This is a genomic window from Cohnella sp. AR92 (genome assembly GCF_003990975.1).
In the GTDB taxonomy this organism is placed as follows: Bacteria; Bacillota; Bacilli; order Paenibacillales; family Paenibacillaceae; genus Cohnella.
The window spans coordinates 63,936-81,711 of sequence record NZ_RZJR01000012.1; the positions used below are offsets into that span (position 1 = coordinate 63,936).

Sequence of the window (17,776 nt, forward strand, 5' to 3'; positions counted from 1 at the left end):
AACGGAAGGCCTCTGCACGCAGGGGCTTTTTTTGTTGCCTGTCCTAGTATTTTCGCGAAAAATGAGAGGTTTGAACAGGCGCAAAATGGAATTTGTCGACGAAACATTCTGTAACTGTTCTGCGTTTTATAAGCAGCAATTCACAATGGCGGGCTCTCAAGGCCCGCGGTTAAAGGAGGTTAGGCAATGAAAGTTGTTCGCAAGCTGCTGATCGCCATCCTGCTCTTGGCGCTGGCGATCCCGTCCCTGACGGCGGGAGCGGAGTCTCTCTCCACGGACCAGAAGTTCGAAGTGCTGAAGTCCAAAGGCATCTTTACCGGCCTTGGCGACGGAAGCTCCGGACTCAACCAATCGATGACCCGCGAGCAGTTCGCCGCGGTCATGTTCCGGCTATGGGGCCTGCCCGACAGCAACCCTTCCAAGGCAAGCTTCGACGATGTGCTGAAGTCCAGATGGTCCTTCCGCGAAGTCGAAGCGGTCAGCCGGGCAGGACTCATGCAGGGCACGGGAACTCGCTTGTTCGCTCCGACTGCCAAGGTGACGGTGGAGCAGCTGGCGGTCGTGCTGGTTAGAGCCTACGGTTATACGGGGTCCGGTTCGTGGGTAACCGGCAAGGTGTCGTATTGGGCGCGCGGAGCGGTAAGCCTGGCGATCGATCATCAGTTCATCTCCGCTCAGAGCGATTACACGGTAGCAGCCACCAGGGGGCAGCTCGTGGAAGCCGCTTACGCCGCTTACCAGCAGATGAATGCAGAGAAGCTGCAGGTGAGCACGGTACAACCGCTGTCTAACAATGTGATTCAAGTCAGTCTGAAGCAGGCCGTAAGCAAGGTCGATCTGTCGAGCTTCTCCCTGAAGGACGATCAAGGCACCGTTATCGCGATCGTGTCCGCAAGCCTCTCCTCGGACGGCAAGACCGTGACGGTAACGACCGGACCGCAGCAGGGCGACGTGATCTACACGCTGACGGTCGACGGAACCGGTTGGCGCTATTCCGCCCTCTGGGCAGGCAATAGCGGCGGCGGCACGACCAACCCGGGCGACTCCACTCGTCCGAAGGTGAACAGCCTCGAGAACATCGGGGACCGCACGCTGAAGCTGACCTTCTCCGAGCAGGTGACCCGTTCGTCGGCGGAGGACCCGGATCATTACGAGATTCTGACCGGCAGCCTCGCGCTTTACGACTTCACGCTGTCCGACGATCGCCGTTCGGTTCTCATCACGACGAGCAACCAGGAGGACGGTTATCGCTATCGCCTCTCGGTCAGCGGAGTCAAAGATCTCTCCGGCAATTCGATGTCTTCCCGTACCGACTTGTACTTCTACGGGATCGATGACGACAACTCGAGACCTTCGGTTGTCTCCGTTACCGGCCAGAACGATTCGACCGTCAAGGTCGTCTTCAGCGAGAAGGTCGACTCGGACGACGCGAGGGACACGAGGAATTATTCGATCAACAACAACGTGAGAGTGAACCGGGCGACGCTTGCCAGCGACGGCAAGACCGTTACGCTGTACACAAGCGAACTGAAGAACGGGCAGGAATACAAGCTGACGGTTCGCGGCATCGCCGATCTGGCGGGCAACACGATGAACACGCAGAAGGATATCTCGTTCAGGGCGATCAACGATCACGACAAGCCTTATATCGTGAACGTCAACGTCCTCGGCAATTCGACTGTCGAGCTGCAGTTCAATGAGAAGATCAACGCGGACCAAGCGAAGAAAACGAGCAATTACAGCGTCAACAACGGGCTCCGAGTGACGAACGCCGTTCTGAACGATAACGGAGACACGGTCATCCTCACGACCAGCAAGCAAACGGATGCGGTGCTGTACACCCTCACCGTGCAAGGAATCTCCGACCTCGCGGGCAACGTGATGGATAAGGTGTCGAACCTGTACTTCGGCGGCCTCGTCGACCGCGATCCTCCGACGATCGTCGGCCTGCAAGCATCTGCGCGCCAGGTCGTGCTGACCTTCAGCGAGAGGCTGGATAACGCTTCGGCCGTCCGTGCGGGCAACTACAAGCTCGAAGGCGGCTTGGGCTCGGTGAAGAGCGCGGCTTACGACGACTCGAAGCGGACGGTCACTCTGGTGACCGACGCCCAGAATCCGGGCACCGTCTATGCGGTAGTCGTCAACCAGGTGAAGGATCTCAGCGGCAATCTCATCGAGGCGAATACCCGGGTCCAATTCGTCGGCAGCGATCGGGAGAGCGAGGGCTCGATCTCGCTTCAGAAGCTGGAAGTGGTCAACCAGAACACGGTTCTCGCCACCTTCAGCAGAGCGCTGTACGACTCCAACGTGAACTCTCTGGATCTGACGATCCTGAAGGACAACAACCGCGACGTCGATACTCGCGATTGGAGCGAGTACGTGTCGCGCAAGCCGGGCGCGGACAATGCGGTGTATATCCAGCTGCGCACGAAATCCTCGGGCAATCCTTCGCTCTTCATTCCTGGCCACACCTATCTGGGCCGCATCACGGACCTGGAAGGACTGGTCACCAAAGACGGAGCGAACGAGAAGGTATTCCCGGGCACGGAGAAGAAGAATGACGCTCCTTCCGTCACCGGCGTGACCGTCGTGAACAACACGGCGATCAAGGTAACGTTCAGCGAGCCGGTTCGCAACGTTTCCCCGTCCGGCTTCATCCTCCTGCGGGACGATGGCTCCGAGATCGGCATCTGGGGAGACAGCGTGAACGACGGCAACCGGATCGTGACGGAGGCGACCCTCTATCTGAACGACGAACTGAAGTCCGGCAAGACCTACCGCCTGCGATTCCAAGGAAGCATCACGGACGCGGCGGGCTGGAACTATATCCGGACGCAAGACGGCTCCAACCCTTATCAAGTGGTGTTCGCGGGAACTTCCGCATCGAACGAAGCGCCGAGGGTAAGCAAGATCGTGTCCAAGGACCGCTATACGTTCGAGATCCAATTGAGCGAGCCGGTCCGTCTGGACGACGCGGGAGGCTTCCGGCTGTTCGCCGTATCCGGCGGCGGAGAGATCGACATTCGGCCGAACGACAACGCCAGGTACGCGCTGTCGGGAGACCGGAAGGCCATCACGGTTTACCTGAACGCAGACCGGGTTGATCCGTTGAAGTCCAATCAACGCTACCGGCTGGAGTACGATTCGAACGAAGGCCGGATCGTAGACGACCAAGGAACGCCCATGAAGAGCTCCGACAACGGCAGCCAGTTTATTTTCACCTCGAACGGTTCGGACCCCGCCATTCCTTCTATCTCGAGGGTGGATGCGAGAGGGACGCAGATCTCGATCGTGTTCAGCGAGCCGATCATCGGCTATTCGAACCAAACGAACTTCTTCCGCATCGAAGTGGACGGTCAGCAGGTCAAGCCGACGGATGGCTGGCTGGATGGGCAGACGATCGTGCTGAAGGTGCCGAACCTGGCCTCGGGCAAGCTGGGCAAGATCTGGTTCACGGATCAGGGAGCGAACGCGATTCGAGATTACAACAACCTGTCTCCGGACCGGGATGCGCAGTATGTTTTCGGAGTACAGTAACTCGCCATAACGCCGTTCGATAAGCAGATGAACAAAAGGAGAACCTTCGCGGTTCTCCTTTTGCTTTGCCCTATGGATTTTTGCACGTTCCTGCCCTATGCCTCATAATGAAGGCTAGCCGTCTATCAGACGGAGGAAAGGGGATTCGCAAGTTATGATTCTCGTTATCTATCTGCTGCTCGTCAACGTCATAGCGTTCGGAATGATGGGCTACGACAAGCATCTGGCCCAGAAAAGGCAAAGAAGAGTCCCTGAAGCGAGACTCTTCCTCTATGCCATTCTTGGCGGAGCGCTGGGCGCCTGGCTCGGCATGCGGACCTACCGCCACAAGACGAAGCATCCTTCGTTCGTCTTCGGCATGCCTGCCCTGCTCGTCGTGAACGCGATCTGCGTTTATTTGCTCTTGCGGCTGTAACCGTTGAATTTCTAATCGTGCAGATGCTCGACTCCGACGACGTCGGCCAGGTTCAGGGTGACGCTCTCGGGAAGCCCGGCTTCGCCGCGAAGCTTGTTGATCGCATTCCTCAGATCCGTCTCGTCCGCGTATATATAGGGGCTTCTCCAAGTGGTCGCGAGCGGGAGGAAGTCGGTTCGGTTCGGATTCATGTCTTTGAAGTCGGCGATCCAGGATCGAAGGGTGTCTTCCGGCACGTCCGTTCGCACGTTATCCCCAAGGATATCGATCGTTTTGCCCCATTGGGCAATGCCCTTGAACGAAGCCAGCTTGTCGAGGACCTGGGTCAGCACCTGCTGCTGGCGGGCGTTGCGGGCGATGTCCGAGGATTCCTGCGTGCCTTCGTTGGACTTCCGGTAACGGACGAAATCCAGCGCGTTCTTGCCGTCGAGGTGCTGGACCCCCTTTTTTAAATTGATATCCGTGCCGTCTATCGAGTCCCGGTACCTCATGTCCATATCGACGTTTACCGTGATGCCGCCGACCGCATCCACGAGCTTGCGCAGCCCGTCAAAATTAATGATGGCCATGTAGTCGATCGGGAAATCGAACAGCTCGCTATAGAATCGCTTGGCGTTCGCCATTGCGGTCGGTTTGTCTTTCATATAATAATAGGCATAAAAGTAGTTCGCTTTGTGGGTCTCGATGTCCCTAGGCATCAGCTTTAGGTCTCGAGGCAAGGAGAGCAGATTGGCGGTCTGGGTATCCTTGTTGAGCGTTGCCAGCATCAGGACGTCCGTGTTGAGCGTGCCCCCGCTGCCTTCTCGGCTGTCCACCCCCGCGAGCAGGAAGGTGATCGTCTTCTCGTTCCGGGAGGGCGTTGCCATCGCCTCCTCCGTCTCCTGAGCGGGAGCGTTAGACGGCTGGCCGCCGGGAAGCGCGCTCGGAGAAGGGAGACCGGGATCGGCCATGCGATGGATGGCGGAGCTTCCTTTGTAATAAAGATAGCCCGCGAAAGCCGCGACGCTTATAAAAGCCAAGGAGAAAATCGAACAAGCGACAAGAATCGCGATGCGCCATTTCTTGGGGAGCTTTGCGAATCGTTTCACGAGACATACCTCCGGTTATCGAACTATCCCACAGAATAGACGAAGAAGGAAGAATTTAGTTGCGGATCCAATCGGGCAGCATTCGCGTCAAGCGACAATAAGATCATGAAGGAGTGTCGAACAATGAAGATCGATCTGAGCGGAAAAACAGCCTTGGTGACGGGAGCGTCGGGAGAGCTGGGAAGAGTCATCGCAAGAACGCTGGCGGAATGCGGCGCGGATGTCGCCTTGCATTACCACAGCAACGAAGCCAAGGCGGCCGAAGTGAAGAGCGCCGTCGAGGCGCTGGGACGGCGCGCCGTCGCGGTCAAAGCCGACGTGGCTAAGCAGGATTCGGTCGAAGCGATGAAGCAAGCGGTCGAAGCGACGCTGGGCAAGGTGGACATCGTCGTCGCCAATGCCGTCGTCCAATATCAATGGACCTCGGTGCTGGAGCAGCCGCCGGAGGATTATGTCAGCCAATTCGAATCGTGCGTGCTTCAGAGCGTTTTCCTGGCGAAGGCGTTCATCCCGTCGATGATCGAGCAAAAAGGCGGTCGCTTCATCGGCATCAACACGGAATGCTCGATGCAGAATTTCCCGACCCAATCGGCCTATGTCGCGGGCAAACGAGGCATGGACGGCGTCTATCGGGTTCTGGCGAAGGAAGTCGGCGAGCACCAGATCACCGTGAACCAGGTCGCTCCGGGATGGACCATCAGCGAGCGCGAACGCACGGCAGGCCTGCAGAACAGCGAAGACTACATAAAGAACGTGCCGATGAAGCGGCGCGGAACCGATCAGGAGATCGCGAACATGGTCGCGTTCCTGGCGTCCGACCTGGCCAGCTTCACGACGGGCGCCTATATCCCGGTCAACGGCGGCAGCGTCATGCCGTCGATCTAAGCCGATGATCTAAGTCGATGATCTAAGTCGATGATCTAAGTCGATGATCTAAGTCGAAAGATGGGCGGAAAGATTAAACGAACGGAGAATTTACTTTCTCCTTACAAGCGTTTTATTCCGGCTTAACACAAATCCCCGAGAATATAAATGACAAATGTCTTATATCTCGGGAGGCACATACGCACATGATGATCAGAAGGTCGGTTATGCTCGGCACAGCCCTATTCTTAGCGATTTCCCCTCTTGCGGGAGCGGCGACGACTAACGCGCAAGCCAGCGCGGTCAAGGCGGTTGCGAACGCTGCTATTAAGCAAGGCAGCTTCACGGAAGCTTCCGTCGTCCGTCAAGCGAACGGCAATCTTGTTATCAAGTGGAGAACCGACGCGAACCTGGGCGCGGCCAAGGTTTACTGGAGTAGCAAGCCGGACGGCGACTGGAAGCTGCTGGCCAGCACTTACGCGATGTTCAACGGCTTCGTAACGGCCGATCCGAACCCGGGCAGCCGCATCTACTTCAAGGTTAAGGGCGGCAACGGTGCGGCGATCACGACGGCCGAGCGCCTGCTTCCGCTGAAGGGAACGACGAACTTCCGCGATCTCGGCGGCTACAAGACGACGGACGGCAAGACCGTGAAGTGGGGCAAGCTGTTCCGCGCGGACGAGCTCGCCGGCCTGACGGCTGCCGACATCTCCTATCTGCAGAAGAGCGGCCTCAAGACGATCGTCGACTACCGCACGAAGAGCGAAGTCGCGGCGAAGCCGGACCCGACGATCGCCGGCGTCAACTATGTATACGATCCGGTCTTCGCGGAGACGGAAGGCTCCGGCGGCACGGATACCAGCACCCTCTTCGCGGCGCTTGCTTCCGGTAACTCGGACGCGCTCGGCGAGCCGGGAGAGATGCTGATCGAAGGCAACAAGGGCATGGTGGACAGCCCGGCTGCCTACGAGAAGCTGTTCGATCTGCTGCTCGATCCCGCCACGAACGCTCTCGTTCAGCATTGCACCGCAGGCAAGGACCGCACCGGACTCGGCTCCGCCCTGATCCTGCTGTCCCTCGGCGTTCCGAAGGAAACGGTCGTTCAGGACTTCCTGCTGAGCAACACTTACCGCGCGGCTTACAACAAGGCGTCGGTCGACGCGCTGGTAGCTCAGCTTCACTTAACGGATCCGAAGGCGATCGAGGTCGTTCAAGCGCTGATGGACGTTCATCCGGAATACATCAACGCGGCGTTCGACGAGATGGATGACAAGTACGGCTCCATCCAGGGCTTCTTGGAGAAGGGCATCGGCCTGAGCCAAGCCGACCAGAAGAAGCTGAAGAGCCTGTATCTGGAATAGGAATATCGAGGCATGCCAAGGCGGCGCGGGGAGAGATCCCTGCGCCGCTTTTGCTTCTGCCGCGAGGGGAACGGGGAACTGCCCGACTGCCCGCATTGGTATATCTATGGCGGAGTTATTGAACTATGCTCGATAACGGTTGCGAATCGGCCTCTCTGGGGCGGAGTTATTGGATTTTGATTTTGTTCAATAACGGTCCGTTCGTTGGGGGGAGTGGAGAAGAGCTATTGAATTTTGTTCAATAACGGATCGTGCGTTGAGGGTAGCGGAGCGGAGTTATTGGACTTTGTTCAATAACAGCCCGCACGTTGGGGTTAGCGGAGTTGAGTTATTGAATTTTGTTCAATAACGTAGGACGCCGGCCAACCATGCGGCTAAGATCAAAAATGCACTTATTTCAAGCGTAAGTTGAATAATACGCCGAAATAAGTGCATATCTGCACCTATCTCAAGAATTCTTGCGAGAATTCTTCGAAATAGGTGCACTATCGAGCTTAGTTGGTGGATGGATCGAATAAGCCCGGTAGACTGTCGGTGGATGGGATCGACTATTGGTCGGCTGCCGGTTCGTTTGCCGTTAGCGTGTGCGCCTGCTTACTCGGCCGAATGCGCCGCGCCGCCGACCCACACTTGCTTCAGCTCCAGCGACGAGTCTAGCAGGAGGACGTCGGCTCGCTTGCCGGCTGCGAGCGTTCCGGCGAAGGCGTCGATGCCGATCTGGCGCGCGGGATTGCCGCTGGCCATCTTGCTGGCGTCCTCGACGGAGACGCCGACGGCGCGCACCATGTGCTGGAAGGCGCCGATCATCGTCAGCGTGCTGCCGGCCAGGTTGCCCGATTCCTTCAAGCGGGCGACTCCGCACTTCATGACGACGGGCAAGCCGCCGAGGTCGTAGTCGTCGCCGTCCGGCATGCCCGCCGCCGCCATGGCGTCGGTCACGAGGATGACCTTGTCCGGGCCTTTGGCGCGGGTAATCAGCTTGATGGCGCCGGCATGGACATGATGCCCGTCCGAGATGACCTCGGCCGCGATGCGGTCGTCGGTCAGGACGGCGCCGACCGTGCCGGGCTCGCGATGATGCAGCGGCTTCATCGCGTTGAACGTATGGACCGCGTGACGGAGTCCGCGGTCGGCGGCGGCGATCACTTCGTCATAGGTCGCATCCGTGTGTCCGCAGGACGGCACGATGCCGTTCTCGACGAGCAGCTCGATGTAGTCCAGCGCGCCTTCGGATTCCGGCGAGAGCGTCTGGAGCTTGATCAGTCCCGGGAATTCCCGGACCCATTCCAGCAGCCATTCCTTCTGAAGAGGCAGAATGTAATCCGGATTCTGCGCTCCTTTCCACTTCTCGCTGATGAACGGGCCTTCGAAGTGAACGCCGACGATCTGGGCGTACGGCATCGGGCGGCTGCGATAGTCGCCGACCCGTCGAAGCACCTCGGTCAATTCCTCCCGCGAAGCGGTAAGAGAGGTCGCCAGGAGGCTGGTCGTTCCATGGCTGGCATGGAATCGGGCGATCGCGTCCAGGCCGGCCTGGTCCGCGTCCATAAAGTCGTGTCCGGCGCCGCCGTGCACATGGACATCCACGAAGCCGGGAATGACCCAGCCCCCTTCGGCGTCGATCCGATTAAGCGCGTCCGCCGTATCCGGCAGCGCGTCTTCCGCAAGGCCGATCCGCTCGATGCGTCCTTCCCTCATCCAGATCCAGCCGTTCTCGATTACTTGGTTCGCCGTTACGATGGATGCGTGCACGATTAGGGTGCTGCCTACACGGGCTTCCTCAGCGGTGTTGCTCATAGGTGCATTTTCTACGGTGCTGTTCATGCGGACTTCCCCTTCGGCGCTGCTCATTCCGGCTTCCTGAACGGTGCCGTTCATTCTGGTGTCCTCGCTCATGCCATCAATCTCCCGGCTTCTTGATCCAGAAGCACGACCAGATGCGGATGCGTCTGCAGCAGCGAAGCCGGGACGTCCGTCGTGATCGGACCGGTGAGGGCGCGATGCACGATCTCCGCCTTGTCCGCGCCGCGGACGATCAGCACGATCATCTTCGCTTTGAGGATCGTGCCGACGCCCATGGTCAGCGCCTGCTTCGGAACGTCGTCGACGCTGTCGAAGAAGCGGGCGTTCGCCTTCAGCGTTTCTTCGGCGAGATCGACGATGTGGGTTCCGCGGATGAGGGCGTGAGCCGGTTCGTTAAAGCCGATATGCCCATTATGCCCGAGACCGAGCAATTGCAGATCGATCTGCCCGGCGTCCGCGATCTTCTCGTCGTAGCCGCGGCATTCGGCCTCGAGATCGGCCGCGTTGCCGTTCGGAATATGAATCTGGCCGGCCGGAACGTTGACATGGCGGAACAGATGATGGTTCATATAGGAATGATAGCTTTCCGGATGATCCTCAGGCAGTCCGACATATTCGTCCAGGTTAAACGTCGTAACCCCTTTGAAGCTGACCAGGCCTCGGTCGTAATCCTTCACGACCTGCTCGTACACGCCCACGGGAGTGCCGCCGGTGGCTAGGCCGAGAACGGCTCGCGGGTTCGTCTGGATCAAGCTGGTCATGATATTCGCTCCGGCTTCGTTCAGTTTCTCGTTGGAGTCGAAGATGAGTACGTTCATTCGAAATCCCTCTCCTCTTTGCCTGTATATCTGGTAACCATATGGAACGAACGCTCCAACCGAGGCACATACTCGTCGAAGTGCTCGCTGACCAACCCCGTGAACAGGATGTCGACCACGTGGAGCTGGGCCATTCTCGAAGCCATGTCTCCCCGGCGCATGCCGGCTTCGGCCGAAGACGTAAACAAGCGAATGTTCGCCTGATTGGCGAGCGTGCTGTTGCCGAACTTCGTGATCGAGATGGCGGTGGCGCCTTGCTCGGCCGCGCAGCGAAGGGCGTTGATCGTCTCCAGCGTCTCTCCGGAATAGGAGATCCCCACGGCCACGTCTTGACTCGTGAGCGAAGCCGCAGAGGTAATCTGCAGATGCGGGTCCGAGAACGCGTTGGCCGCTTTGCCGATCCGAATCAGCTTGTGGAAAAAATCGTCGGCGATCATGCCGGACGTTCCGGAGCCGTACAGGTCGATCCTCTTGGCGGAATGCAGCGCGGAGATGGCGGCGCCGAGCTGCTGGATGTCCAGCAGGCGGGTGGTGTCCGTGATCGACCGCAGATGGTTCGCGGTAATCGCCGACACGATCTCGGATAACGGGTTGCCCGCCACGATATCCTGGTATTGCGTGGACGCCGGCTGCTGCGCCACTTCCGCGGCGAGCCTCATCTTGAAGTCCGCGAAGTTCTGGAAGTGGAAGGCGCGGCAGAATCGGGATACCGTCGCCGTGCTGCTTCCGGAGTGCTGCGCGATCTCGAGAATCGTCATCTGCACCGCGTCCTGCGGCTGAGCCAGCAGAAATTGCGCCAGCTCCCGTTCCTTGGGGTGCAAGCTGTCCATTCTTTCCTTGATGGCGTTCAGAATGCTCATCGTTCCCACAGCCTTTTGAGAAAATCTATTACATATAAACGATATAAAACAAGAAAATAATTTTCATACCATGCATCTTAAAGATAGCTCATCCTGGATCAAAAAACAATAATCGAATTCCTTATTCTTCAGGTTAAAAAAGCAGAAAAAGCGGGCAGGATTGGGTCTTGATGGAAACGAGGAATAAAGTAAGATGAAACAAAAGGAATAAAACGGTTTCAGAAGCCGTGGACAAGGGGAGGGGCAAAGCCGTGAAAGGAACTTACAAGGTAGAGATCGAGCTCGCCAAGCAGGAAAAGATCGTCAACCGGCTATTTGGCGTCTCGCTGGCAGAGTCGAGGGAACTGACGGACGGATGGGCGAACGCGGCTTACGAGATCAAGCTGACGGACGGAAGGAAGGTCGTTCTGAAAGCGGCGCCGCTGCCGGACGTGAAGATGATGAGGTACGAGAGGAATCTCATGAGGGCGGAGGTCGAAGTGATGCGAAGCGTGCGGGACCTTGGAACGGTTCCGGTGCCGGCCATCTACGGCCATGACGACTCGCGATCGCTCGTGCCCGTGGAGTACTTCGTCATGGAATTCATCGAAGGAGAGCCTTATTCCAAGCGGAAGAACGAGATGGAGCCCGAGCAGCGGGAAAAGGTGGAGCGGGAGCTGGGACGGTACAACCGGCGGATTAACGAGCTGAAGGGAAGCCGTTTCGGCCTATTCGCGGACGAGGCTTCGCAGTCGGACAGCTGGAAGGAAGCGTTCGGCCGTATGATCGAGAGCGTGCTGCTGGACGGGGAAGACGAAGGAGTCGAGCTTCCGGCGGATTACGACGAGATGCGAAGGCAGATCGCCAAAGCGCTCCCTGCCTTGGAGGATGTGAAGGAGCCGCGGCTCGCGCATTGGGATCTATGGGATGGCAACGTGTTCGTGAAGGACGGTCGGATCACGGGGATCATCGACTTCGAGAGGGCGATGTGGGCGGATCCGCTCATCGAGCATTATTTCAGCCATTTTAACGGCACGCAGGCTTTCAATGTAGGCTATGGCCAAGCCTCCCTTACGAGAGAAGAGAAGCTAAGAAGAAGCCTATACGACCTCCATCTGGATCTTATTCTCCGGATCGAATGCGCCTATCGCCAATATGAAGATCCGGTTCATATCGAGTGGACGAAGAAGAACTTGGCGGAAGGCTGGGAGCGGTTCCTAGCTGCCTTAAGCCCCGCCGAGTAACGGCCGCTGAGCAGCCGGAGAAAAGAGGATCGGGGCGAAGGGAGGCGCGTCAATGGGAGAGGCGAGGATGCGAGAAGGGACGGAGGCAGGCTCGCTTGGATTGTTTGCGGAACGCTCGCTCGCGGGAGAACGGCTGCGAGAGGCGCTTCTGGATTCGAATGTAAGCGGTCTCGCGCTGTACGGAATTCCGGAGGGCGAACGGGAAGCCTATTGGCGGAAAATCGCGGAATCGCCCGCCCATCAAGAGACGATAGCCGAAGTCCGCGAGGAGTTCGAGCGACTCAAGCATGAGAAGGCACCCGAGCTGCCGTATTCGCTGTTCATACTCTTCCGGAAGGAGGGAAGCCGGCGCGAATACGAGATCGCCTACTTCGAACGGAGAAGGAGGCTGAATACGTTCGCCCTGCTCGCTCTTCTGGAGCCGGAGCGGGAGGAATACGGCGAGCTGCTCGCCGATGCCGCTTGGGCGATCTGCGACGAATACACCTGGTGCCTGCCCGCCCATGCGCCGGAGTCGAACGCCCGCTTCCACGTCGACCTGTTCGCGGCGGAGACGGCTTTCACGCTCAGCGAGCTCGCCGTGCTGTTCGGCGAGAAGCTGCCTCCGCTCATCCGCGAGCGGATCGGCCAAGAGGTCGAGGAGCGCGTCTTCCGGCCCTATCTCCAAGGGCGGGGCTTCCCCTGGGAGACGGCCGAGCACAATTGGTCGGCCGTGTGCGCAGGCTCGATCGCCGGCGCGGCGCTGCTGACGATGCGAAGCGGCGACCCTCGGCTGGCGACGATCGTCGAGAAGACGGTCGGAAGCATGGAATGCTACCTCCGGGGCTTCGGGGAAGACGGCGTTTGCCTGGAGGGGATGAACTACTGGATCTATGGCTTCGGGTATTATTGCAGCTTCGCCGATCTCCTGTACCGCCGCACGGGAGGCCGAGCGGACCTGATGGCCCCGGAGAAGGTTCGCCGCATCGCGCTGTTCCCGCAGAAGGGCTATCTGGCGGGCGACGCGGCGGTCAACTTCTCCGATTCGGCTCCGCGCGTGAAGCTGCCGCCGGGGCTTATGCATTACCTTGCGGAGAGATACCCGGACGCGGAGCTGCCCCCCGCCGAGCTGCGCGCGGCGTATGCGGACGACCCATGCAGCCGCTGGGCGCCTATCCTGCGCGGCTTCCTCTGGGCCGATCCGGCGAAGCGCGGATCGGAATGGTCCGCGGCGGACTACTACCTGCCCGACGCGGAATGGCTCGTGTCCCGGCAGCGAACGGGAGCCGGGACGTTCGGCTTCGCCGCGAAAGGGGGCCATAACGACGAGCCCCACAACCACAACGACATCGGCCAGTTCATCCTGCACGCCGGGCGGGAGACGTTCGTCTCCGACCTCGGCAGCGGGGAATACACGGCCGATTACTTCGGCTCTCGTCGCTACGCCTACGACTGCAACGGCTCGCAAGGGCACGCGGTTCCGATCGTGAACGGAACCGGCCAAGCGGAAGGGCGAGAGAGCGCTGCGAAGGTGCTGGAATCCGTCTGCGGCGACGAGGAGGCCCGCTTCGCGATCGAGCTGAGCTCCGCCTACCGGCAGGAGGCGCTGATCTCTCTCGTCCGGAGCTTCGTCTGGCGGAAAGCGGAGCTTCCGTCGCTTGTGTTGACGGACGAGTATGCCTTCTCGCGCGCGCCGGACAGCGTCGAGGAGCGGATCATCACGCGACTCGTTCCGCGTCTGGATAGCGGCGGAAGCGTGTTGCTGCATGGCGATGCGGGCATCTCGCTGCGGATCCGCTACGACCCGGGCGAGCTGGAGGCGAGCGCGGAGCAGCGTAGTTTCCGCGGCCATTCGGGCGATGAGGAGACCTACTACGCGCTCGACTTCGCCAAGAAGAGCTGCGGGTTAAGCTTCCGGATCGAACTCAGATTCGAATTCGAGAGAACGGAGGGGACGAATTGACCGACGAACAGGACGTAAGGAAAGCCGGCTGGGTGAACGAAGCGTGGCAGGCGGCCGCGGATAAGGCGGCCCGAATCGGCGAGAGGATCGGCACCGGGTTCCCGCACGCCAGCGTGAACGGCGAGTACGCGCTGGAGGATCCGCACTGGTGGACCGCCGGCTTCTGGCCCGGCATGCTGTGGCAATTGTACGAAGGAACGGGAGAAGAGCGGTTCCGGACGCTGGCGGAAGGCTGCGAGGAGCGGCTGGACCAGGTGCTGCACCAATACGAGCGGCTGGACCACGACTTGGGGTTCATGTGGACGCTGACGAGCGTCGCTTCCCACCGGTTAACGGGAAGCGAGAACTCCCGCCGACGCGCGCTGCAAGCGGCGAATTATCTCGCGGGCCGCTTCAACTTGTCCGGCCGCTTCATTCGCGCCTGGAACCCGTGGTCGGAAGGGGAGGATAATTCCGGCATCGCCATCATCGACTGCTGCATGAACATGCCGCTGCTCTACTGGGCAAGCCGGGAGAGCGGAGACCCCAGGTACCGCCAGATCGCCGTCGCCCACATGGAGACGGTTCTGGAGCATTTTGTCCGGCCGGACGGCTCCGTCTATCATATCGTTCAATTCGATTCCGCCACGGGAGAGAGAATACGAGGCCTCGGCGGGCAAGGCTTCGCGGCGGAGTCCGCATGGTCGCGCGGAACCGCGTGGGCGATCTACGGGCTGGCGCTCTCCTATCACCATACCGGTCAGCCGCGCTTCCGGGATGCGGCCAAGCGCGTCGCCCATTACTTCCTCTCGCAGCTGCCGGAAGATTCGGTGCCGCATTGGGACTTCCGCCTTCCCGAGGGCGTCGCGAAGCACCGCGATTCCTCCGCCGCCTCCTGCGCCGCATGCGGCCTGCTGCTGATCGCCGATCTGGTCGGCGAGCGGGAAGCGGGCAGCTACCGCCGGGCGGCCGAACGGATTCTCGAATCTCTCTACCGCAATTACGGGGATTGGGACAATCCGAAGCAGGAAGGGCTTATCCTGCATGGCACCGACCACTTCCCGGAAGGCCGCAACATCGATGTGCCGCTCATCTACGGAGACTATTTCTTCGTCGAAGGACTGGCGCGGCTTCGGGGGACGGAAGCGATTTTCTGGCAATAAACTTCGAGAAGTTCGCGTATTCGACGGCCTTCGGCTTCAGCGTGCCGAAGGCCGAATGGGGAGTCTCCCAAGGCGCATTCGACTCGACCCTCGCCCTATGCGAGCAGGACAATCTCTACCGGGTGCGGAGACGGAACGAAGAGACCCGAATCGACGGAAGGGCGCTCTACTCGAGGTGGAAGCCGTGGGCGAACATGGAGGTACGGACGTGGATCGTTGCCGGCCTGCCCCGGCACCTGCGCTCGAGATAAGCTCCGACGAACGCGCCTGGAACGGATCTGACGGTTGAACGGCCCCTACGGCGAATGGATAACGACTTCTTGAGTTAGCGTCTCCGCCGCGGCGAATCGAAGCAGCCGAGAGCCTTCACGATGCAAAGCCTCCTTCTCCTCCGGGGATAGTTTAACGAAAGCTGCTACGTCCAGGACGGTTCTCCCCCGTTCTCGCTTCAAGCTCCACGTTCCTGCCACGTATCCGTCGATAAGAATCGTAGGGCGAATAATCCCGTTAACGGTAAATACCCGACTGCGGCAGTTGGCATCCATGACTCGGCTGCGGTCCGCGTAGGACAACAAGATATTGTCGAATTCGCCAAGCAATCGCGGCTCTGCCGGGGTATCCGCATCGGGTCTCGGAGCATCGGGGAGATCGAACAATTCCGTACCGGCTTCATCCCGGAAAGCAACCAGCTCGGGACGAAGCTTGTCGATGATCGAACGCAGCCCGGTAAGTCCCGACCATGCTTGAATATCTCGGACCGAAGCCGGACCGAAAGCCGCCAAATATCTTCTGATCAGGTTCTCCCCATTCGGCATGGGATCAAGAGGCCGGCCAAGCCAAATGTCCGCCGAAGTATGCGTCGCCTGGCCGCTCTCCCCCCATATTCCCCGAGGCGGAACTTGGACGAGCGGCACCAGGTTCCGCACGGCCGCCGCAACGGCTTCCGGATGGCAGTCGGGCCAGTGCTCCTGTAGACGCAGGCCTAATTCGCTGGACGTCATCGGCTTTTCCGCGAGTAACTTCCGTCCGAGAGCGACCAGTTGCATGCGATCCACCCCGTTAAGCTGCTTGCCGAAAGAGCCGTTTAAGCTCCTCTCCAGAACGCTCTGCAGCCATGGGCGAAGCTGCAAGGCGTCTGAGGAGGAGACCAAGTGAAGGGTGGAGCGCATCAGCGCCATGCGCACTGCTTTGCGATCAAGGATGAGCTGCGACAGTTGTTCCTGTTTGAAGTCTTCCATCCGCGACCAAAGAGCGAAGTAAGGCGCATTCGGGGACTGCGCTTGCAGGCCGATGACTTTCTCGAGAACGTCAAGGACAGGGAGCTTGACGCGGCAGAGCAGCATCTGCCTTGCCAGCATGGCACGATTCAACGCGCGGGATTTCAAGGTTCCGGTCGGTTGCATTCTATGCCCGACGATTAGGCAAGAAGCCCGCGGAAAAAATGACGGATATCGCCGATCATTAAATCGGGCGCGTCGATCGAAGCGAAATGAGTTCCCCTGTCGAACTCGCTCCAATGCACGATACGGTTGCTCTGTTCGGCGAACGCGCGAATCGCCACATCCGACCGCCGGAACACCGCTACGCCAACCGGCGTTGACGACATGGCTTTAGGCGCCCAGGCGGATGGGTCGTGAGCTCCTTCATAATACATTCGAGCCGAAGAGTTGGCCGTTCCCGTTAGCCAATACAGCATAAGATTGGTCAGGAACCGGTCGCGGTCGACGGCTTCTACCGCATCTCCGAAGCCGTAGAACAATTCGGAGGTCCAGGCGAGCAGGCCGACCGGAGAATCATGCAAACCGTAAGCCAATGTCTGAGGACGAGTCGATTGGATCATGTTGAATCCGAATCGCTCCTTCATGAATTGGTCGAGCCTGCCGAGCCGAATCTTCTCCGCATCCGAGAGGGAGTCGAATACGTCCTCTTCCACCCGGCCCATCGAAATGAACCCCATGGTGGCAGCGTTCACATGCACGCCGATAACCTTCTCGGGCGCTATGCGCCCAAGCTCCGGAGCAATCATCGCTCCCATATCCCCGCCTTGCACTCCATAGCGCTCATAGCCGAGTCGGTTCATCAGTTCGGCGAAAGCAAGGGCTGCGCGGCCGGAAGTCCACCCCGCCTCCGTCGTCGGACCGGACAGGCCGAAGCCCGGAATCGAAGGGATGACCAGATGGAAAGCATCGGCCGCATCTCCGCCGTAAGAGGAAGGATCGGTCAGAGGCCCGATCAGGTCGAGGAATTCGACGGGAGACCCCGGCCAGCCATGGATGAGCAGAAGCGGCGTCGCGTTCGGTTCCGGAGATTGGACATGGAAAAAGTGAACATGGGCTCCGTCAATCGTCGTTGTATACTGCGGAATCTCGTTCAGGCGCTGCTCGTGCTTGCGCCAGTCGAATGTGTTTTTCCAATACTCGGCCATCTCTTTTACGAAGTTCAGTGGAACGCCGTAGCTCCATCCCGATCCGGGGAGCTCATCGGGCCAACGAGTGAGCGCCAGCCGGTGTTGGAGATCGTCTAAACTCGCTTGGGAAGTCTCGATCCGATAGGGATAGATCGCATTCGGGCTTGCTGCTGCGGAAGTCGATGTTCTCATAAGAGGGTTCCTCCTAATATCGATTATCGTTTACGTTCTTATTGTAGCCGTCCCTTCCTGACAACAGTCTGTCAGGGAGAATTCGGAGAAAAACAGTTCGACTTCTTCTTTGTGGGAATGTAAA

General features: G+C 59.3%; 13 protein-coding genes and 1 pseudogene. 8 read left to right on the forward strand and 6 right to left on the reverse strand.

The genetic code is table 11. The features are described from left to right. The first annotated feature begins 186 nt into the window (after window positions 1-186). Together ELR57_RS20145 and ELR57_RS20150 are read left to right on the forward strand one after the other, a co-directional pair. On the forward strand, window positions 187-3,537 hold the full coding sequence (locus ELR57_RS20145) for an Ig-like domain-containing protein (RefSeq protein ID WP_126960898.1): 3,351 nt from the start codon (window positions 187-189) through the stop codon (window positions 3,535-3,537). A gap of 154 nt (window positions 3,538-3,691) precedes the next feature. Further along, the gene (locus ELR57_RS20150; RefSeq protein ID WP_126960899.1) at window positions 3,692-3,952 is read left to right on the forward strand and encodes a DUF1294 domain-containing protein; all 261 of its coding nucleotides are present in this window, start codon (window positions 3,692-3,694) and stop codon (window positions 3,950-3,952) included. A gap of 11 nt (window positions 3,953-3,963) precedes the next feature. Here ELR57_RS20150 and ELR57_RS20155 read toward each other — a convergent pair whose 3' ends face one another. Next, a complete protein-coding gene (locus tag ELR57_RS20155; RefSeq protein ID WP_238162624.1) occupies window positions 3,964-5,040 on the reverse strand; it encodes an LCP family protein in 1,077 nt (358 codons plus the stop codon). Window positions 5,041-5,163: 123 nt separating this feature from the next. Here ELR57_RS20155 and ELR57_RS20160 point away from each other — a divergent pair, with 123 nt between their 5' ends. Both ELR57_RS20160 and ELR57_RS20165 read left to right on the forward strand, forming a co-directional pair. Continuing rightward, window positions 5,164-5,925 (forward strand): SDR family NAD(P)-dependent oxidoreductase, encoded by a 762-nt coding sequence (locus ELR57_RS20160; RefSeq protein ID WP_126960900.1) that lies wholly within the window; start codon window positions 5,164-5,166, stop codon window positions 5,923-5,925. 185 nt (window positions 5,926-6,110) lie between these two features. Further along, window positions 6,111-7,265, forward strand: a complete 1,155-nt coding sequence (locus ELR57_RS20165; protein ID WP_238162625.1) for a tyrosine-protein phosphatase — start codon at window positions 6,111-6,113, stop codon at window positions 7,263-7,265. A gap of 594 nt (window positions 7,266-7,859) precedes the next feature. On the opposite strand, the gene nagA is transcribed toward ELR57_RS20165, so the two are convergent. From nagA to ELR57_RS20180, 3 genes are all read right to left on the reverse strand, one after another. Beyond that, window positions 7,860-9,062 (reverse strand): N-acetylglucosamine-6-phosphate deacetylase, encoded by a 1,203-nt coding sequence (gene nagA / locus ELR57_RS20170; protein ID WP_126961041.1) that lies wholly within the window; start codon window positions 9,060-9,062, stop codon window positions 7,860-7,862. Between the two features lie 95 nt (window positions 9,063-9,157). Then, window positions 9,158-9,886, reverse strand: coding sequence for a glucosamine-6-phosphate deaminase (gene nagB, locus ELR57_RS20175; protein ID WP_126960901.1), 729 nt, complete (start codon window positions 9,884-9,886; stop codon window positions 9,158-9,160). Continuing rightward, on the reverse strand, window positions 9,883-10,746 hold the full coding sequence (locus ELR57_RS20180; RefSeq protein ID WP_126960902.1) for a MurR/RpiR family transcriptional regulator: 864 nt from the start codon (window positions 10,744-10,746) through the stop codon (window positions 9,883-9,885). The genes nagB and ELR57_RS20180 overlap by 4 nt, the downstream gene beginning before the upstream one ends. A gap of 251 nt (window positions 10,747-10,997) precedes the next feature. On the opposite strand from ELR57_RS20180, the gene ELR57_RS20185 reads away from it, so the two are divergent. From ELR57_RS20185 to ELR57_RS20200, 4 genes and pseudogenes are all read left to right on the forward strand, one after another. Next, window positions 10,998-11,969 carry a phosphotransferase family protein gene (locus tag ELR57_RS20185; RefSeq protein ID WP_158630090.1) on the forward strand — a complete coding sequence of 324 codons (972 nt, stop codon included), beginning with the start codon at window positions 10,998-11,000 and terminating at the stop codon, window positions 11,967-11,969. Between the two features lie 52 nt (window positions 11,970-12,021). Further along, complete coding sequence (locus ELR57_RS20190; protein ID WP_238162626.1) at window positions 12,022-13,911, forward strand: heparinase II/III family protein; 1,890 nt, start codon at window positions 12,022-12,024, stop codon at window positions 13,909-13,911. After that, window positions 13,908-15,053, forward strand: a complete 1,146-nt coding sequence (locus ELR57_RS20195) for a glycoside hydrolase family 88 protein (RefSeq protein WP_126960904.1) — start codon at window positions 13,908-13,910, stop codon at window positions 15,051-15,053. Before ELR57_RS20190 ends, ELR57_RS20195 begins: the two co-directional genes overlap by 4 nt. A gap of 2 nt (window positions 15,054-15,055) precedes the next feature. After that, window positions 15,056-15,295 (forward strand): annotated as a pseudogene (locus tag ELR57_RS20200) (DUF2264 C-terminal domain-containing protein); the annotation flags it as partial. 54 nt (window positions 15,296-15,349) lie between these two features. Here the strand turns inward: ELR57_RS20200 and ELR57_RS20205 are convergent. Together ELR57_RS20205 and ELR57_RS20210 are read right to left on the reverse strand one after the other, a co-directional pair. Beyond that, window positions 15,350-16,456, reverse strand: coding sequence for a winged helix DNA-binding domain-containing protein (locus ELR57_RS20205; RefSeq protein WP_126960905.1), 1,107 nt, complete (start codon window positions 16,454-16,456; stop codon window positions 15,350-15,352). Between the two features lie 14 nt (window positions 16,457-16,470). Further along, a complete protein-coding gene (locus ELR57_RS20210; protein ID WP_126960906.1) occupies window positions 16,471-17,652 on the reverse strand; it encodes an epoxide hydrolase family protein in 1,182 nt (393 codons plus the stop codon). Window positions 17,653-17,776: the final 124 nt, after the last annotated feature.

Bases quoted from the DNA above. Each gene is read 5' to 3' on its own strand.
- ELR57_RS20145 (WP_126960898.1), top strand. From the start codon at position 187: ATGAAAGTTGTTCGCAAGCTGCTGATCGCCATCCTGCTCTTGGCGCTG.
- ELR57_RS20205 (WP_126960905.1), bottom strand. From the start codon at position 16,456: ATGCAACCGACCGGAACCTTGAAATCCCGCGCGTTGAATCGTGCCATG.
- ELR57_RS20160 (WP_126960900.1), top strand. From the start codon at position 5,164: ATGAAGATCGATCTGAGCGGAAAAACAGCCTTGGTGACGGGAGCGTCG.
- ELR57_RS20210 (WP_126960906.1), bottom strand. From the start codon at position 17,652: ATGAGAACATCGACTTCCGCAGCAGCAAGCCCGAATGCGATCTATCCC.
- ELR57_RS20150 (WP_126960899.1), top strand. From the start codon at position 3,692: ATGATTCTCGTTATCTATCTGCTGCTCGTCAACGTCATAGCGTTCGGA.
- ELR57_RS20180 (WP_126960902.1), bottom strand. From the start codon at position 10,746: ATGAGCATTCTGAACGCCATCAAGGAAAGAATGGACAGCTTGCACCCC.
- nagA (WP_126961041.1), bottom strand. From the start codon at position 9,062: ATGAGCAACACCGCTGAGGAAGCCCGTGTAGGCAGCACCCTAATCGTG.
- nagB (WP_126960901.1), bottom strand. From the start codon at position 9,886: ATGAACGTACTCATCTTCGACTCCAACGAGAAACTGAACGAAGCCGGA.
- ELR57_RS20165 (WP_238162625.1), top strand. From the start codon at position 6,111: ATGATGATCAGAAGGTCGGTTATGCTCGGCACAGCCCTATTCTTAGCG.
- ELR57_RS20190 (WP_238162626.1), top strand. From the start codon at position 12,022: ATGGGAGAGGCGAGGATGCGAGAAGGGACGGAGGCAGGCTCGCTTGGA.